Origin of the sequence: Pseudacidobacterium ailaaui, from assembly GCF_000688455.1 — a bacterium.
GTDB lineage: Bacteria > Acidobacteriota > Terriglobia > Terriglobales > Acidobacteriaceae > Pseudacidobacterium > Pseudacidobacterium ailaaui.
In genome coordinates, this window is sequence record NZ_JIAL01000001.1 from 3,571,372 (window position 1) to 3,585,149 (window position 13,778).

The 13,778-nt window shown below is 54.8% G+C and carries 12 protein-coding genes; 3 read left to right on the plus strand and 9 right to left on the minus strand.

Annotated elements, in window-relative coordinates:
• A complete protein-coding gene (gene fabF / locus N655_RS0115945; RefSeq protein WP_026443785.1) occupies positions 1-1,245 on the plus strand; it encodes a beta-ketoacyl-ACP synthase II in 1,245 nt (414 codons plus the stop codon).
• A 51-nt stretch (positions 1,246-1,296) separates the two neighbouring features.
• Here the strand turns inward: fabF and N655_RS19470 are convergent, their stop codons facing one another.
• Genes N655_RS19470 through N655_RS0115960 form a run of 3 tightly spaced genes read right to left on the minus strand, consistent with a single transcriptional unit; the run spans position 1,297 to position 3,436 of the window.
• Complete coding sequence (locus tag N655_RS19470) at positions 1,297-1,899, minus strand: TetR/AcrR family transcriptional regulator (protein WP_044934902.1); 603 nt, start codon at positions 1,897-1,899, stop codon at positions 1,297-1,299.
• A 3-nt stretch (positions 1,900-1,902) separates the two neighbouring features.
• The gene (locus N655_RS0115955) at positions 1,903-2,649 is read right to left on the minus strand and encodes an ABC transporter permease (RefSeq protein ID WP_026443786.1); all 747 of its coding nucleotides are present in this window, start codon (positions 2,647-2,649) and stop codon (positions 1,903-1,905) included.
• Between the two features lies 1 nt (position 2,650).
• Positions 2,651-3,436 (minus strand): daunorubicin resistance protein DrrA family ABC transporter ATP-binding protein, encoded by a 786-nt coding sequence (locus N655_RS0115960; protein ID WP_026443787.1) that lies wholly within the window; start codon positions 3,434-3,436, stop codon positions 2,651-2,653.
• Positions 3,437-3,547: 111 nt separating this feature from the next.
• Here N655_RS0115960 and N655_RS0115965 point away from each other — a divergent pair, with 111 nt between their 5' ends.
• Positions 3,548-5,107 (plus strand): DUF8832 domain-containing protein, encoded by a 1,560-nt coding sequence (locus N655_RS0115965; protein ID WP_049961491.1) that lies wholly within the window; start codon positions 3,548-3,550, stop codon positions 5,105-5,107.
• A 24-nt stretch (positions 5,108-5,131) separates the two neighbouring features.
• Here the strand turns inward: N655_RS0115965 and N655_RS0115970 are convergent, their stop codons facing one another.
• Positions 5,132-6,091, minus strand: a complete 960-nt coding sequence (locus tag N655_RS0115970) for a hypothetical protein (protein ID WP_238324797.1) — start codon at positions 6,089-6,091, stop codon at positions 5,132-5,134.
• On the opposite strand from N655_RS0115970, the gene N655_RS0115975 reads away from it, so the two are divergent.
• Entirely contained in the window at positions 6,090-6,635 is a 546-nt protein-coding gene (locus N655_RS0115975; RefSeq protein ID WP_026443790.1) for a regulatory protein RecX, read from the plus strand. The genes N655_RS0115970 and N655_RS0115975 overlap by 2 nt on opposite strands.
• 10 nt (positions 6,636-6,645) lie before the next feature.
• Here N655_RS0115975 and N655_RS0115980 read toward each other — a convergent pair whose 3' ends face one another.
• From N655_RS0115980 to N655_RS0116000, 5 genes are read right to left on the minus strand one after another with little or no spacing between them, the layout of a single operon-like run.
• Positions 6,646-7,881, minus strand: coding sequence for an arsenic transporter (locus N655_RS0115980; RefSeq protein WP_026443791.1), 1,236 nt, complete (start codon positions 7,879-7,881; stop codon positions 6,646-6,648).
• Between the two features lie 13 nt (positions 7,882-7,894).
• On the minus strand, positions 7,895-10,624 hold the full coding sequence (ligD, locus tag N655_RS0115985; protein ID WP_049961492.1) for a DNA ligase D: 2,730 nt from the start codon (positions 10,622-10,624) through the stop codon (positions 7,895-7,897).
• Between the two features lie 3 nt (positions 10,625-10,627).
• Positions 10,628-11,353: an SIR2 family NAD-dependent protein deacylase gene (locus N655_RS0115990; RefSeq protein ID WP_026443793.1), complete on the minus strand. Its 726-nt coding sequence runs from the start codon at positions 11,351-11,353 to the stop codon at positions 10,628-10,630.
• Between the two features lie 8 nt (positions 11,354-11,361).
• The gene (locus tag N655_RS0115995; protein ID WP_026443794.1) at positions 11,362-12,693 is read right to left on the minus strand and encodes a multicopper oxidase family protein; all 1,332 of its coding nucleotides are present in this window, start codon (positions 12,691-12,693) and stop codon (positions 11,362-11,364) included.
• Positions 12,690-13,517, minus strand: coding sequence for a hypothetical protein (locus tag N655_RS0116000; protein WP_026443795.1), 828 nt, complete (start codon positions 13,515-13,517; stop codon positions 12,690-12,692). The genes N655_RS0115995 and N655_RS0116000 overlap by 4 nt, the downstream gene beginning before the upstream one ends.
• Positions 13,518-13,778: the final 261 nt, after the last annotated feature.

The window sequence follows — 13,778 nt, forward strand, 5'->3', positions numbered from 1 at the left end:
TTGCAGCGGCGCGTCGTTATCACGGGCATTGGGCTGTTGTGCGGTGTTGGCAACACAACTCCTGAGGTCTGGAACAATCTGCTAGCAGGCAAGAGCGGGATGGCCCCCATCACAGGCTTCGATACGACGGGCTTCTCTGTCACCTTCGCTGCTGAAGTGAAAAATTTTGATCCGCTCAATTTCGTGGACAAAAAAGAAGCGCGGAAGATGGCGCGCTTCATTCACTTTGCCCTCGCCGCCACGCACGAGGCCATGGAGATGTCCGGCCTGAAGGTCACCGATGCGATTGCGGACCGTGTCGGCGTCCACATCGGATCCGGTATCGGCGGGTTTGACATCATCGAGCGTGAGCACAGCGCTATGCTGCAGGGTGGCCCGCGCAAAATATCACCGTTTTTCATCCCGGCAGCCATCATCAATCTGGCCGCCGGTCAGGTGAGTATACGGTATGGGGCCAAAGGTCCAAATGAAGCCACAGCGACCGCGTGTACGACCAGCGCACATTCCATTGGCGAAGCCTACCGCATCATCCAGCGCGGCGATGCTGATGTGATGATTGCCGGAGGCGCGGAAGCAGCCATTACTCCCATGGGAGTGGGCGGTTTCGCAGCCATGCGTGCCCTCTCGACTCGCAACGAAGAACCGGAACGGGCCAGCCGCCCCTTTGACAGGGACCGCGACGGGTTCGTGGTCGGCGAAGGTGCCGGCATTCTCATTCTGGAAGAGCTGGAGTTTGCCAAAGCCCGCGGCGCACAGATTCTTGCAGAAATCATTGGCTATGGAATGAGCGCGGACGCACACCACATCACCAGCATGGCCCCGGAAGGGGAAGGTTGTTACCGTGCGATGAAACATGCGCTGGACAGTGCCCAAGTCCAGCCGCATGAAGTGGATTACGTGAATGCTCATGCCACTTCTACCCCGGTGGGAGATGTGCTGGAAAGCGCGGCGCTGCAAAACCTCTTCGGCGAACACGCCACCAGCGGCAAACTCCTCATCAGCTCGACCAAATCCATGACCGGCCACCTTCTCGGGGGTGCCGGCGGTCTTGAGGCTGGCATCACTATCAAGGCACTCATGGAACAGGTCGCTCCACCCACGATGAACCTGGAAAATCCCGATCCGGAGTGCAGGCTGAATTATGTTCCCAACAAGCCTCAGCAGGCAAAGTTAAACGTTGCTTTGTCGAATTCTTTTGGCTTTGGAGGAACGAACGGATCACTTCTCTTTCGCCGCTGGGAGTAGCTCCCAAGTCGGCACACATTTCATCGATGGGCTGCCCCGCAGCCCATTTTCTTATGTCCGGGGATGCGCCCCCGTTGTCCCGTATGCTGCCAGAAACGCATCCACCACGTATGTGGCCAGGTCCGGAGGCACTCTTCCCCCAAGATGCTTCAGCATGATGTGTTGGTACAGCATTGGCCCCAGTAACAATGGCAGGGCCACATCCGGGTCCACGCTCTCTTTCAGCAGACCGCTCTTAACGCCGCGTTCAATCATTTCGCGCAGTTGACGGCGCGGCTGCTCCAGAACGCGCTCCCTCCATTGCCTGCCAAACACCGGGTTCCGGGCCGAGTAAGCAATCAGGTGCGGCATGATCCGCTCGCGCATTTTCCTGCGGTGCTCCGCGGGCTGGTAATTCAGTTGTGCAATCAGGTCCGCGCGGAGGTCACCTGAATCAAAGCGAGGGGGTTCAAGGTTGAGCCCATGCAGATGGACCAGGACCTCAAGGCACAGCGTGTTTTTGTCGCGCCAGTGCTTATAGATGGTTGCCTTGCTCACACCGGAAGCCTCAGCGATGGCATCCATGCTGGTAGCATCGATTCCACGCTCCGCAAAGAGCCGCAGCGCGGCTTCCAGGACCTTCCGATGCGCCATTTCACTCTTGGTTCTTGCCATCGTCTACATCTGGATCTTCGAAAACATATAAGACCCCAGGACAAGAAATCCTGCAGCCACCACCACCAGCACCGCAAAGTCATGCAGAAAACTGAAGTACCAAATGCCGGTCAGTGCACCGCGCAATCCATCGATCCCATAACTCAAAGGATCCAGATGGGTGACCAGACTCAAGGCCCGGGGCAGGTCCCAGAGCGGAAACAGTGCACCAGAAAGAAAGAACATAGGCATGGCCACAAAATTCATGACGAGTGGGAACCCCTGCATATCCTTTATGACAGAACCGAAGGCCGTCCCTAGCGCAGCAAAGTTTATGGCCACAAGGGCCACAAAAACGGCCGCCTTGGGCAGTGCCATCCAGCTGTGCGGACGGAACCCAATCATCAGACAGACCAGAAAAACCAGAAGGCCCTGGCTCATGGCCACTGTTGCTGAACCCAGAGTGCGTCCTACCATAATCTGCATCCGGGATACAGGCGCGACCAGGGTCTCTTTCAGAAAACCAAACTGTCTGTCCCACAGAATCGAAATTCCGGAAAAGACACACATGAACAGGACCGACATTCCGATGACGCCAGGAGCTATAAATTGCAGATAGCTTCCGTTCCCGGCGCGCTCAAAGACCGGACCAAGTCCAAACCCCAGCGCTACCAGATAAAGCACAGGCTGGCCCAGCGAGGCAATGATCTGGACCCGTGATCGGGAATAACGTTTCAGTTCCCGCAGCCAGAGAATATAGATTGTGCTCATACTATCTCCCCCACATTCTGGCTACCGTTCGCATGGCATCTGCGGAGCTTGCATTTTCATCTCGCAGCGACTCACCCGTCAGCGCCAGAAATGCACCTTCCAGGGAATCGCTTCCGGTCCTGTCTTTCAGCTCGGCCGCAGTTCCCTGGGCAATGATCCTGCCATGATCAATAATCGCGATTCGATGGGCCACGCGGTCGGCCTCATCCATGTAATGCGTAGTAAGAAAGACCGTGGTCTTCTCGGTCTCATTCATCTTTTTCACGTGCGTCCAGAGCTGGTTGCGGCTCTGTGGATCCAACCCGAGCGTCGGTTCATCCAGAAAAAGGATTTTAGGCGTATGCAGAAGTCCGCGGGCAATTTCCAGGCGGCGCTTCATTCCTCCGGAGAATTGTTTTACAAAATCATTGCGCCTGTCCCATAGTTCAAACTGTTTCAGCAACCTTTCGATGCGCTCCGCCCGGACCTTGCGCGGCACATGGTAAAGGATGCCATGCAGCTCCATATTCTCGTAGGCGGTCTGCTCCCCATCCAGGCTTGGGTCCTGAAAGACGATCCCAAAACGCTTTCTGGCTTCCTTCTGTTGCCGAGCGGGATCCAGACCGTCCAGTTCAATTTTGCCGCTGGTTGGCTGCAGCAACGTTGTCAGCATCTTGATGGTCGTCGTCTTGCCCGCCCCATTTGGCCCCAGAAAGGCAAAAATCTCTCCCTGCTGCACTTCAAAGGAAACGTCCTGGACGGCAGTAAATTCTCCAAAGGTTTTTACCAGATTCTGCACCCGGATCATAAGCGCTCTTCTCCGTCGATTCAATACTGAACGGTTTAGTTTAGTTTTGTCAACCCTGGGTCCGCTTTAGAGTTTGGGCCGCGCAGCGTATCCTGAAAGAGAGTCGACGTCATGATTGCGGACCATCGCTCCATCTGTCTTCAGAAAAGGAACCGTACCCTGCCGAAGGCGGCCGATACGGCAAAATGCAAACTATGGGCGCAATTTCTGCAATTGGCCTGCCTCATCATCCTCTTTCTCTGCACGATGGATGCGCATGGCCACGTTGGCAGTCCGGATATCTATGCGCAAGGCGAGGCTGGCCCATATCAATTATTTGTTGTCATCCGCCCTCCGCTGACTTTTCCGGGGGTAGCTGAAATCCAGGTAAGGGCGCAGACCTCAGGCATTGAGGGCATCACGGCCGCTCCCATGCTGCTCTCTGGCGAGGCGTCCAGTCACCCGTCCGTCTCTGAAGTACTGACAAAGTCCTCTAACGATGCCCAGTTCTTCACTGGAAAGCTTTGGATCATGGCTACTGGATCGTGGCAGGTGCGTCTGGTGGCCCATGGTGCTCAGGGCGAAGGTGCATTTTCTGTGCCTCTTCCGGCAACCGGCGTGGGCACACGCAAAATCTCATGGGGCCTGGTTTTTCTGCTCGTTGCCCTAGCGTCCGCACTGATCATGGGAATTTTTAGCATCATCACAGCGGCCGTGCGTGATACACAGGTCCAGCCAGACAAAGTCCCGGCGGCACGAAGAACCCGCGCCTACATTGCCATAGCAGCGACGGTCCTCGTGCTGTCTTCCGGTGTAGCGGTGGGCGGAATGTGGTGGCGCGCTGAGGCCGCAAACGATTCGTCCTATTTGTATCAACCGCTCGCGATGCAAGCGGTTGTACGATCAGGATCTGTGCTTGATCTGCGCCTGAAAAGCCAGGGCTGGCTTTCTGCGCATAAGCTGGATGATTTTGTTCCCGATCACAATCATCTGATGCACCTCTATGCGATTCGCTGGCCGGCAATGGATGTGGTGTATCATGTGCACCCGCAGCAGACCACTCCCGGTGACTTTCAATTCAGGCTGCCGAACATGCCCGCGGGCACCTATCGCCTGTATGCTGACGTCGTCCATGCCAATGGCTTTCCAGAGACGCTGGTTTCCACCATCACGATACCGGAGATTTATGGAAGGCCGCTCTCTGGTGATGACTCCATGGGAGAGGCCCGTCCAGTTGGTATGGAAAAGGTAACTGTTTATCAGTTGCCTGATGGGTACACGATGGTCTGGAAGCGTCAGGCAGTGTTAAAGGCAAACACGGCTGAAGACTTTACCTTTGAGCTTCTCGACCCTCAGGGCCGCGCTCCGAAAGACATGGACCTCTATATGGGTATGGGCGGACACGCTGCGTTTGTGAAGACGGACGGTACCGTCTTTGCGCATATTCATCCCTCAGGAACGGTTTCCATGGCCGCGTTCATGATGGCCGAAGCGCAAAATCCCAAAAGCATGGACCATTCAAAAATGACGATGGACGACATGCCAGGAATGGACATGGGCAAGGAGGAGACCGTCCCGAATACTGTCAGCTTTCCGTATGGGTTCCCCCGCCCGGGAGATTACCGCATTTTCGTGCAGATGAAGCACGGAAATACCATTGAGACAGCAGCCTTCGATGCTGTGGTCCAGTAAGGGGCAAACCCGGGACTGCATGGATTACTGGGGCTTTTGCGGACTAGAGGGTTGCTGCTGGCTGTCATCCCCCTTGCCGATTTCCTGCCCGCCATAGGTGATTTTTACCGACGAACCGAAACGCTTGTAGTTCGTATATTTCACCGTTTCACGGATATGCACATCCTGGCTAAGATATCCATTGCCGCCGGAAAAATGCAGGATGCCCTCTCCACGGGTGTAAACAGGAAACCAGTATTTGCCATCCACCTGCTCACGGTAAGTGATAAAAGGCGGTGACAGGTCTTCGTGTCCCTTTCGCAGATCATCGGGCACGTTTTTTCCGTTTGTCACAACAATCTGAAGATCTTTCTGGTCGACCCAGATGCGGCCCTGAAAATACCTTTTGTTTTTTTCGATGACCTTGGGTTTTACGTCAAACACAAATGTATCGATCTCATCGATTCTTTGCTTACCAACATAGGAGATGTCATATTGACTTGCTCCCTCCTTGGTCAACACAAAAGGCAGCCGGTGTTCAATGTCGTCGTAATCTGCCGGACTCATCATGATGCGGGTAAGTGTACTTTCCGGAGCAAAAACCACTTTCTCATACTTGCGCCCTGTCGGGTCCAGCGTGATGTCGGTCACCTGGTAGTATTGGCCGTCCGTTTTCCCATCATCGTCAATCGTTTCTACTTTCACACTGCGCTCGTAGGTATAGTTTTCCAGCGCCTTTTGGAATTCAGACTCTTTCGCCTCAAAATTATCAATGATTTGCTGGACGGGAACAGCAGGCTGGGAAGGATCGAGTTTCCCAAAGCCGGAATCAAGCGGCATTGAGGTATAGGAAACCTGCGCGCTGACAGAGGTAGCAGCCAAAAATACGAGGGAAGACAAAAAGGCAAAGCGGGGCGGCATCACGGAAGCATCTCCATTACTAGGATAGACGCTGAAGCGCGCAAAGGGGCGCACAGAGAGGCTACTATGTTTAAGGAGCGTCATGTCATCCCATCCTCTCTATCGCAGAAAGCTGCCGCTGGATGAAGCTGGCCTGTATGAATACGCCATCAGCGCCCTGGGTCGTCGGATGCGCACAGTGGCCGAACTCAAGCGCCTGATGCGCAGCCGCGTGGAAGAGGGCGAGTCTGGCGAAGCAAAGCTTCGCGCTGTTATTGAGCGGCTGAAAGCGCAGCGCTATCTGGACGATACGGATTTTGCCACAGAATACGCCCGACTGCGACAGGAAAATTCCAGTTTCGGCAAGCGCCGCGTGCGCCTGGACCTTGCCCAAAGAGGCATCCATGCAGATGTTATTGCTCGCACTCTCGATGCTGCCTACGAAAACGTGAATGAAGAAGAATTGGCGCGCAGACATCTAGAGCGCAAGCGCGTCCGCAAGCCTGGTAATGAAAAAGAGGCGGCCAGGATCATGAGAATGCTCATCCGGGCAGGCTTTTCTTCCAGCACAATTTTTAAAATCCTGAAAAACTGGGCGGTGGATGAGGACCTTCTCTCCCGGCTGGATAACACGGCTGAAAATGATTAGCTGATGCAGGTCAGCGCAATACCAGCAGGCTTAAGAGCAAGGACACCGGCATCAGCAGTGCTCCAGCCTTCAGGAATTGGCCCGGGGTGATTTCAACCTTTTCTCTCCGCAACGCAATCAGCCAGAGAATCGTGGCCAAAGAACCCGTCACAGAAAGATTCGGCCCCAGGTCAATCCCGATCAATGCTGCGTGTATCAGCATCCCCGGACTACGCAATTGCTGCAGCGCCGTCCCGCTGGCCAGCCCCACCGGAAGGTTATTCATGATATTGGAAAGCAAAGCCACGGAACTTCCGGCAACCAGTTTTCCCCACCCATCCGGAAGCTGCATGAGCCAGTTGAGACCACGCTGCGTCATGGAAAGCATCCCTGCCTGGTTCAGTGCCTCCACAATCGTAAACAGTCCGGCAACCAGCAGCAGCACACTCCAGGAAACACTCTTCACAATGGTCGCCGGAGCTTTTCGATCGCGCAATGCAAGAAGCCCCAGGGCCAGACCTCCCACTGCACATGTCGGAGCGCCAAGAGGCCGCCCGAATCCGGAGGCCATCAGGAGTGCCAACCCAGCGATGCAAATGCATGCGAGCGTCATCCGCCCTCCGCCAGACAGCTCCATACGCTGCGTCAATGGCGCAACCTGTTCTTGTAGGTCTTTTTTCTCTATGATGCGCAGAATACAATATGTAACAATAATGGATACAATTGAAGGCAACAGAAACATGCGCAGCCAGGGCAGGAGTGCAGGCAGCTTTTTGCCGAAAATCACCAGATTGGCCGGGTTCGAAATTGGCAGCACAAAACTTGCCGCATTCGCGATAAAAGCGCAGCTCAGCAGGTAAGGCCTCGGCTCTACCCGTGCGCGCCGCACCGCTGCCAACACTGCGGGGGTCAGCACAACAGCCGTAGCATCGTTGGAAAGAAGGACCGTGACCACGGTGCCAGCCAGATACATCAGAAGAAACAGCCGCTTGGCAGAGCGATCTGCATGTTGCACGGCGATACCGGCCACCCAGTCAAACACACCCTCGTAGCGGGCCATCTCTGCCAGCAACATCATACCGGTCAGAAAGAGATAGACATCCAACCCTTCATATACTGCTTGGATTGCGTTCCGCCAGGATAAAAGCCCTGTCACTACCAGCAGCAGCGCCCCACCGCAGACCCAGACATATTCCGCAATCCTCTTGGGCCGCAACAGCATGAGAACGATACTGGCCAGACAAATACCCCATACAAGAAAAACCATCCGCAAGATTTCCTTATGTTGATTTCGGGGCCAGAGAAGCTGCTGCCCGTATCGCTTTCTTTGTCAATGGCTGCTTTAACGTCAAAAGCTCGGCCCAGGGGTCCTGTTCCAAGCGCTTTTTCCATTGCCTGAAGCTGGCCACGGTCACATCTTCCGGATTGCCTTTCCCGATTTCATCCCACCGCAGTGGAAGGGCCACACGCACGCCTTTTCTGGCCCGCGGAGACCACGCAGCAACCGCGGTGGCCCCGCGCTCATTGCGCAGGTAATCCAGGAAAATGCGCCCACGGCGCGCCGATTTTGTCATTCTTGTCAGATATCGATCCGGCCGCCATTGCTCAAGCGCCAGCACAACATTGTGCGTAAACCTTTTCACTTCTGCCCATTCGTGGTCGGGAAGGATGGGTGCAACCACATGCAGTCCTTTCCCCCCAGTCGATTTTACGAATGCAGTTAGCCCCAGTTCTTTGAGTACATCGCGGACCTCACAAGCGCTCTCCACCACCACCTTCCAGTCGACAGCGGGACCAGGATCGAGGTCGAAGATGATTCTGTCCGGCATTTCCAGCGAGCTGTTTTGCGAACCCCAGGGATGGACTTCGAGCACCCCCATCTGCGCCAGTCCCGTGAGTCCCTCTTTTCCGGAAATGGTGAGATATGGCTGTAGGCTTCCCTTCTTTCCTGGCACATCTACACGATCCATTCCTCGTGGCAACCCGGACCCGATATGCTTCTGGAAAAAGCATGGCTTGCCGCTGCCCTCTGGACAACGCACAATGCTCAGGGGCCGGTTTACGATATGGGGAAGAAGATGCTCGGCCACGGCCTCGTAATATTCCGCCAGTTGCCGTTTGGTCAGGCCAGTTTCTTCGTCGAGTAGCTTGTCTGGATGTGTCAGGTGGACCATGGCAGCGGCAGACTTCCTTTCCTTACCGTGGCCGGCATCCGATGCGACTTCACCAGAAGTTCCTGAGGTTTTGTGATCTTCTTTGGCACGACGCGATGGGATGGTTGCTTGTGAAACCCTTGGGATGGCGGCCATATTTTCGCGCTGCACCTCTTCTGCCGGTTTGTCCTCTCTCAGTCCCTGAAAAGAGGCCTGTCTGACGCGATGGTCCCCTGTCCAGGTAGCAAACTGCACAGCCGCTACGAGTTCAGGTCTGACCCAGACAGCACCTTTGCTCTCCTCGCGATGAATTCCCTGAAATGGCGTCTTTGCCTGTCGCAGGGGATCCAGCTGTTTTCGCAGTGCCCGTCTTGAAGCCTGGGTAAACCCAGTGCCTGTACGGCCGGCATAAAGCAATTTGCCGTCTTGAAAATAGCCTAGAAGTAATGAGCCGATTCCATGGCTTCCATCTGAGGACGGCGTAAATCCTCCGATGACAAACTCCTGTTGCAGAACGCACTTTGCTTTCACCCAGTTTTTACCGCGAGCAGATTCGTATTCTGATGCAGCCAGTTTGGAGATGATCCCTTCAGCGCCGAGCTTGCAGGCGTGGCGGAAGGCCTCATCGCCGTTTCCACGGATGTGCTCAGAATAAAGAATCGTATCGCTTTGCGGCATTTCATCCAGCAACGCCTTCAGCAGGACCTTTCGCCGTTCGAGCGGAAGACGGCGTAAATTGTGGCCATCCAGATGAAGAAGATCAAAAGCAAAGTATTTCAACCGGGCCAGCTTTTGTTCCTCCAGAGCTTTCTGAAGTCCAGCAAAACTGCTCTTCCCGGAGGAATCCAGCACGACTGCCTCGCCGTCCACCAATGCTGTTTTAACTGGCAGCCGGGCGGCCTCTCCGGCAAGGCCCGAAAAGCGATGTGTCCAGTCCAGACCTTTGCGCGTGAGTGTCTGCACGCTTCGTTTGCCGTTCCCGCGCTGTTCAATGCGAAGCTGAATGCGGTAGCCGTCCAGTTTTAATTCATGCAGCCACTGTTCACCACGAGGTGGATCGGCTACCGGAGCCGCTAGTTGTGGGGAGATGAACCTGGGAAGGGCCTCACGGGGAACGTCACGCAAAGCACTTTCTCTGCGCGAAGCCGCCAACGCTTCGCTCCGCAAACGGGCCGGCCGCGAACGGTTTGGTCTTAGTCTGGATGGCTTGCTCTGCCAAATATGATCTTCTTGTGCAGCAATCTCCTCGATACTGCGACCAGTAATCACACTGTTCGGTGCGGTCTCCGTAATCGGAGGGTCTTCGGCAGAGGCTTCATATTCGTCATGCTCTTTCATCAGTAGCCAGTTCGGTTTGGATTCGTGCGAAGCGCGGCCACCCATTCGGACCAGTGTCCACTTCCCTTTGAGTTTTTTCCCATAGAGAATAAACTTCAACCGCCCCTTTTTTAACCCCTCATCCACGTCTTCCCCGGGCTGTGGCTGCCAGCTTCCCTGGTCCCATACCATCACCGTTCCCCCGCCATACTGGCCTTTGGGGATCGTGCCTTCAAAGCCGCCATATTCGATGGGATGGTCTTCCACCTCAACTGCCAGACGTTTGTTTCTGGTGGAATAGCTTGGTCCTTTTGCCACAGCCCAGCTCTTCAAAACACCGCGCCAGCCTAGCCGGAAATCATAGTGCAGACGTGCGGCGTCATGTTTCTGCACCACAAAAGGCAGTTCCGCCGTACTGGTGCTTTGAGCAGCGCCGCTGGGTTCCGTGGTCAGAGAAAAATCACGCATGGCACGGTAACGCGCCAGTTGCTCGTCCACGGCCCGAGCAGCAGAAACCTGCTTTTTTATGCGTTTCGGCATGAATTATTTTTCTCGCAGGCAATCCGGAAGGACTTCTCCGGCCCTGCCTTGGATGACCTCGGTGAAAGCGGCGGCGTTTGCCGGTAGCTCCGGACCGACATAATAGGTACGCACCCACGGACCTCTTTGCCGGGCCCAATGCACAAAACTGGCCGCTGGATGCACATTGCCTGATGTGCCGATGACAATCATCACATGGCAGCGGTCGATTTCATGCATGATGCGGTCCATTCCCAGCGGGCATTCGCCAAACCAGACAATGTGGGGACGTAACCTTGCCCCGCATTTACAGCGGGGAATCACGCTTTCTGATTCATACAAATTCTGGTCAGGAAAAACGGGCTCGCCGCAATCGTCTTCACAACGCGAAGAAAACAGCTCTCCGTGCATATGGAGAAGATTGCGTGATCCGGCACGTTCATGCAGATCATCCACATTCTGGGTGCAAAGAAAGAAATTCTGACCCAACCTTGATTCCAGCACGGCCAATGCGTGATGGGCGGGATTCGGAACAGCTTGCATCGCCTCGCGGCGGCGCATGGAATAAAACCGCCACACAAGCTCCGGATTCTTCTTCCAGGCCTCGGGAGTAGCAACCTCGTCGACTCGATGTCCACTCCACAGACCGTTGCTGTCGCGAAAGGTGGGCAGCCCGCTTTCCGCACTGATACCAGCCCCGGTCAGCACAAACACTCTTTCCTCAGCACCGATGTCAATTTTTGCGCTCATCGCATCAATCAAACGTAACGGAACAACATCATAAAACCGAAGTCCATATGGCTCTGCTGGTGGCAATGAAACAGCGTCAACCCAGGATTGGATGCGACAAAGTCCACTTCAGCAGTGCTTCCGGCCTTCACCACGAGGACGTCCTTTGTCAGGCCACTCAAAGCAGTCCCCTCCAATCTGGTGACTTCAAAACTGTGCCGGTGAAGATGTACCGGATGATCGTCCATGCTTTGGTTTTCCATCACCAGACGATATCGCTTGCCTTCCCTGAGGGCGACTGAATCTGTTTTTGGCCAGGACTTCCCATTGATCGTCCAGGCATCGAAGTCCCCGTGCCCTCTGAATCTGGAATGAAAGGTAAGCTGAATTCGCTCGTCTGGATCTTGGGCCTTCTCCAAGCGCGCAAAGCGTTTGTAGTCCCACAAGGTCTCCGCCGGATCCGTCCATTGTGGTTTTCCCTGCTGTCCGGCATACTCGATAACGATTCCCATACCTGCTTTGCGATAGTCCTCGCGGGTCTCTCCCAGGATCCATGTCCCCGGCTGCGTCATTTCGATAAAAACATCCATCCGCTCTGCAGGGGCCAGTCTCACCGCTTGTACAGTTTTCGATACAGGAACAGGATTGCCATCCATCGCCATCACCTGCATGAGATGCCCGGAACATGCCAGCCAGTGCGTAAGGGTTGCGCTTGCATTCAGGATATGAAACAGAACGCGCTGCCCTTTCCGTACCCGGACAGGCTCTCCCGCACCTAGCATCTTGTCATTGATCGTAGCGTAGTCATAATTCACGTCCATCGAAGCATCTCCGCCTCCGCCCATATGGCCGTTCCAGTCGTGCAGGGTAAGAAAGATCTCCTGGTCATAATTGCCGGAATCGACTTTGGGAACAACATAGAAGCAGCCAAACTGTCCGGTGTACATGGCCTTCTTAAGGTTGTGTCCGGCAAAAGTATGCGTGTGATACCATCGAAACCCCGCTGGCTGCGGGGTGAAGTGATAACGCTGGCGGCCCTGCGGCGGGATCATCGGCGAGCCTTCTTCCATCGCGCCATCTGCACTTGCCGGGACCCAAAGTCCATGCCAATGCACAATCTCCGGCGTATCGGTCTGGTTCTCTACATCAATCGTAATGGGTCTGCCCTCAGGCCAGCGAATCAACGGGCCCGGGACCTGGCCGTTGTAGGCAACCGTATGGATGATCTTGCCCGGAGCAATTTCTAACTGCGTAGGAGCAATCTTCAGCGCAACGTCAGCGGTCTGCTCCTCGCCCAGACAGTGCAATGCCGAGGCAGCACTCAGAGCGGCGCATCCGCGAAGAAAACTGCGTCGATTCATTGTGTACTCGCTGAGCTGCCACGTTCATGATGGCCTGACCAATCAAATCTTCTGCCGATAATGGCCTTCACAATCAGATGGTCCGTACTGGCCGTGGGCCCGATCCCAACACCAAAGTTAATTTCCCAGTTGGGAGAGACGTTCAGATCGACTGCTGGAAAGAACTGCTGCTGCTGGTCATGGAAGTTATCAAAATCCCCCAGTCTTCCATAAGAAGCATAGTATTCCAGCCCGCCCGTAATGACGCGGGTAAAGTCATAGCTGATCTTGGCGTTGGGAGAAAAACCCACCCCCTGGGAAACATCCGGCCCATGCCAGGTCCGCTCAAGGGCAGGATTCAGAGCAAAATACCAGCGCCCGATCTGCTTATCGATAATCGGCCTTATCTCCCAGGTCCAGGTATCCGGAGAAAACCGCGGTCGAACGTAACCAAATTCTGTAGAAAGGCTCACGCCCACCGGCCAGTGCCAACTGTCCGGCACGCGCACACGCGGGCGAATGTGGTCACCCACCCACTGGATTCCCTGTCCGCTTCGCTCGCTGGTAAATACATAGAAGCCAATTTCAGACCAACTGGTCAGTCCCTGTGTAATTTCAATCGTTTCATGCTCTGCATGGTTGGTCGGAAAGGTTCCGTCGGCAGCATATCGTGAGCCAGGAAGCGGCTTGGACCCATCCACCGTGAAATTGCTATGTAGCTCTACCATCGTGTTTTTAGGAGCAACGGTTTCGGAACCATAAACCTGAATCTCGTAATTGTCCTGCGCAGCCAATGGCCTGGCGATGATGGCCCAGAGGATCAACAACAGGGCCGCAGCGATCATCCTGACTTTGCACTCTGGCTTTCGGCAGAATCGTAAAAAAGGCAATTCCCCTCCCTGACAACGTGAAAGCCACGGGCGGACTGAATGGTTCCACCAGCGGCAGTTTCTTGTGCAACGCTTCGAAAATCTCGCACGAAAGACTTTGCGCCATTTACCGGCTATTCCTAATCCTACAAATTCGCCGCGCTCATCGATTCCTTCTTTTGCAAATTTTCTGAAAAGACAATCCTGGCCTTAATTTTTTTGTTAAATTCTTCTTTT

Coding starts and splice junctions, on each gene's coding strand:
- N655_RS19470 (WP_044934902.1), bottom strand. CDS start 1,899: ATGGCAAGAACCAAGAGTGAAATGGCGCATCGGAAGGTCCTGGAAGCC.
- N655_RS0115955 (WP_026443786.1), bottom strand. CDS start 2,649: ATGAGCACAATCTATATTCTCTGGCTGCGGGAACTGAAACGTTATTCC.
- N655_RS0115960 (WP_026443787.1), bottom strand. CDS start 3,436: ATGATCCGGGTGCAGAATCTGGTAAAAACCTTTGGAGAATTTACTGCC.
- N655_RS0115965 (WP_049961491.1), top strand. CDS start 3,548: ATGATTGCGGACCATCGCTCCATCTGTCTTCAGAAAAGGAACCGTACC.
- N655_RS0115975 (WP_026443790.1), top strand. CDS start 6,090: ATGTCATCCCATCCTCTCTATCGCAGAAAGCTGCCGCTGGATGAAGCT.
- N655_RS0115970 (WP_238324797.1), bottom strand. CDS start 6,091: ATGACGCTCCTTAAACATAGTAGCCTCTCTGTGCGCCCCTTTGCGCGC.
- N655_RS0115980 (WP_026443791.1), bottom strand. CDS start 7,881: ATGGTTTTTCTTGTATGGGGTATTTGTCTGGCCAGTATCGTTCTCATG.
- ligD (WP_049961492.1), bottom strand. CDS start 10,624: ATGCCGAAACGCATAAAAAAGCAGGTTTCTGCTGCTCGGGCCGTGGAC.
- N655_RS0115990 (WP_026443793.1), bottom strand. CDS start 11,353: ATGAGCGCAAAAATTGACATCGGTGCTGAGGAAAGAGTGTTTGTGCTG.
- N655_RS0115995 (WP_026443794.1), bottom strand. CDS start 12,693: ATGAATCGACGCAGTTTTCTTCGCGGATGCGCCGCTCTGAGTGCTGCC.
- N655_RS0116000 (WP_026443795.1), bottom strand. CDS start 13,517: ATGATCGCTGCGGCCCTGTTGTTGATCCTCTGGGCCATCATCGCCAGG.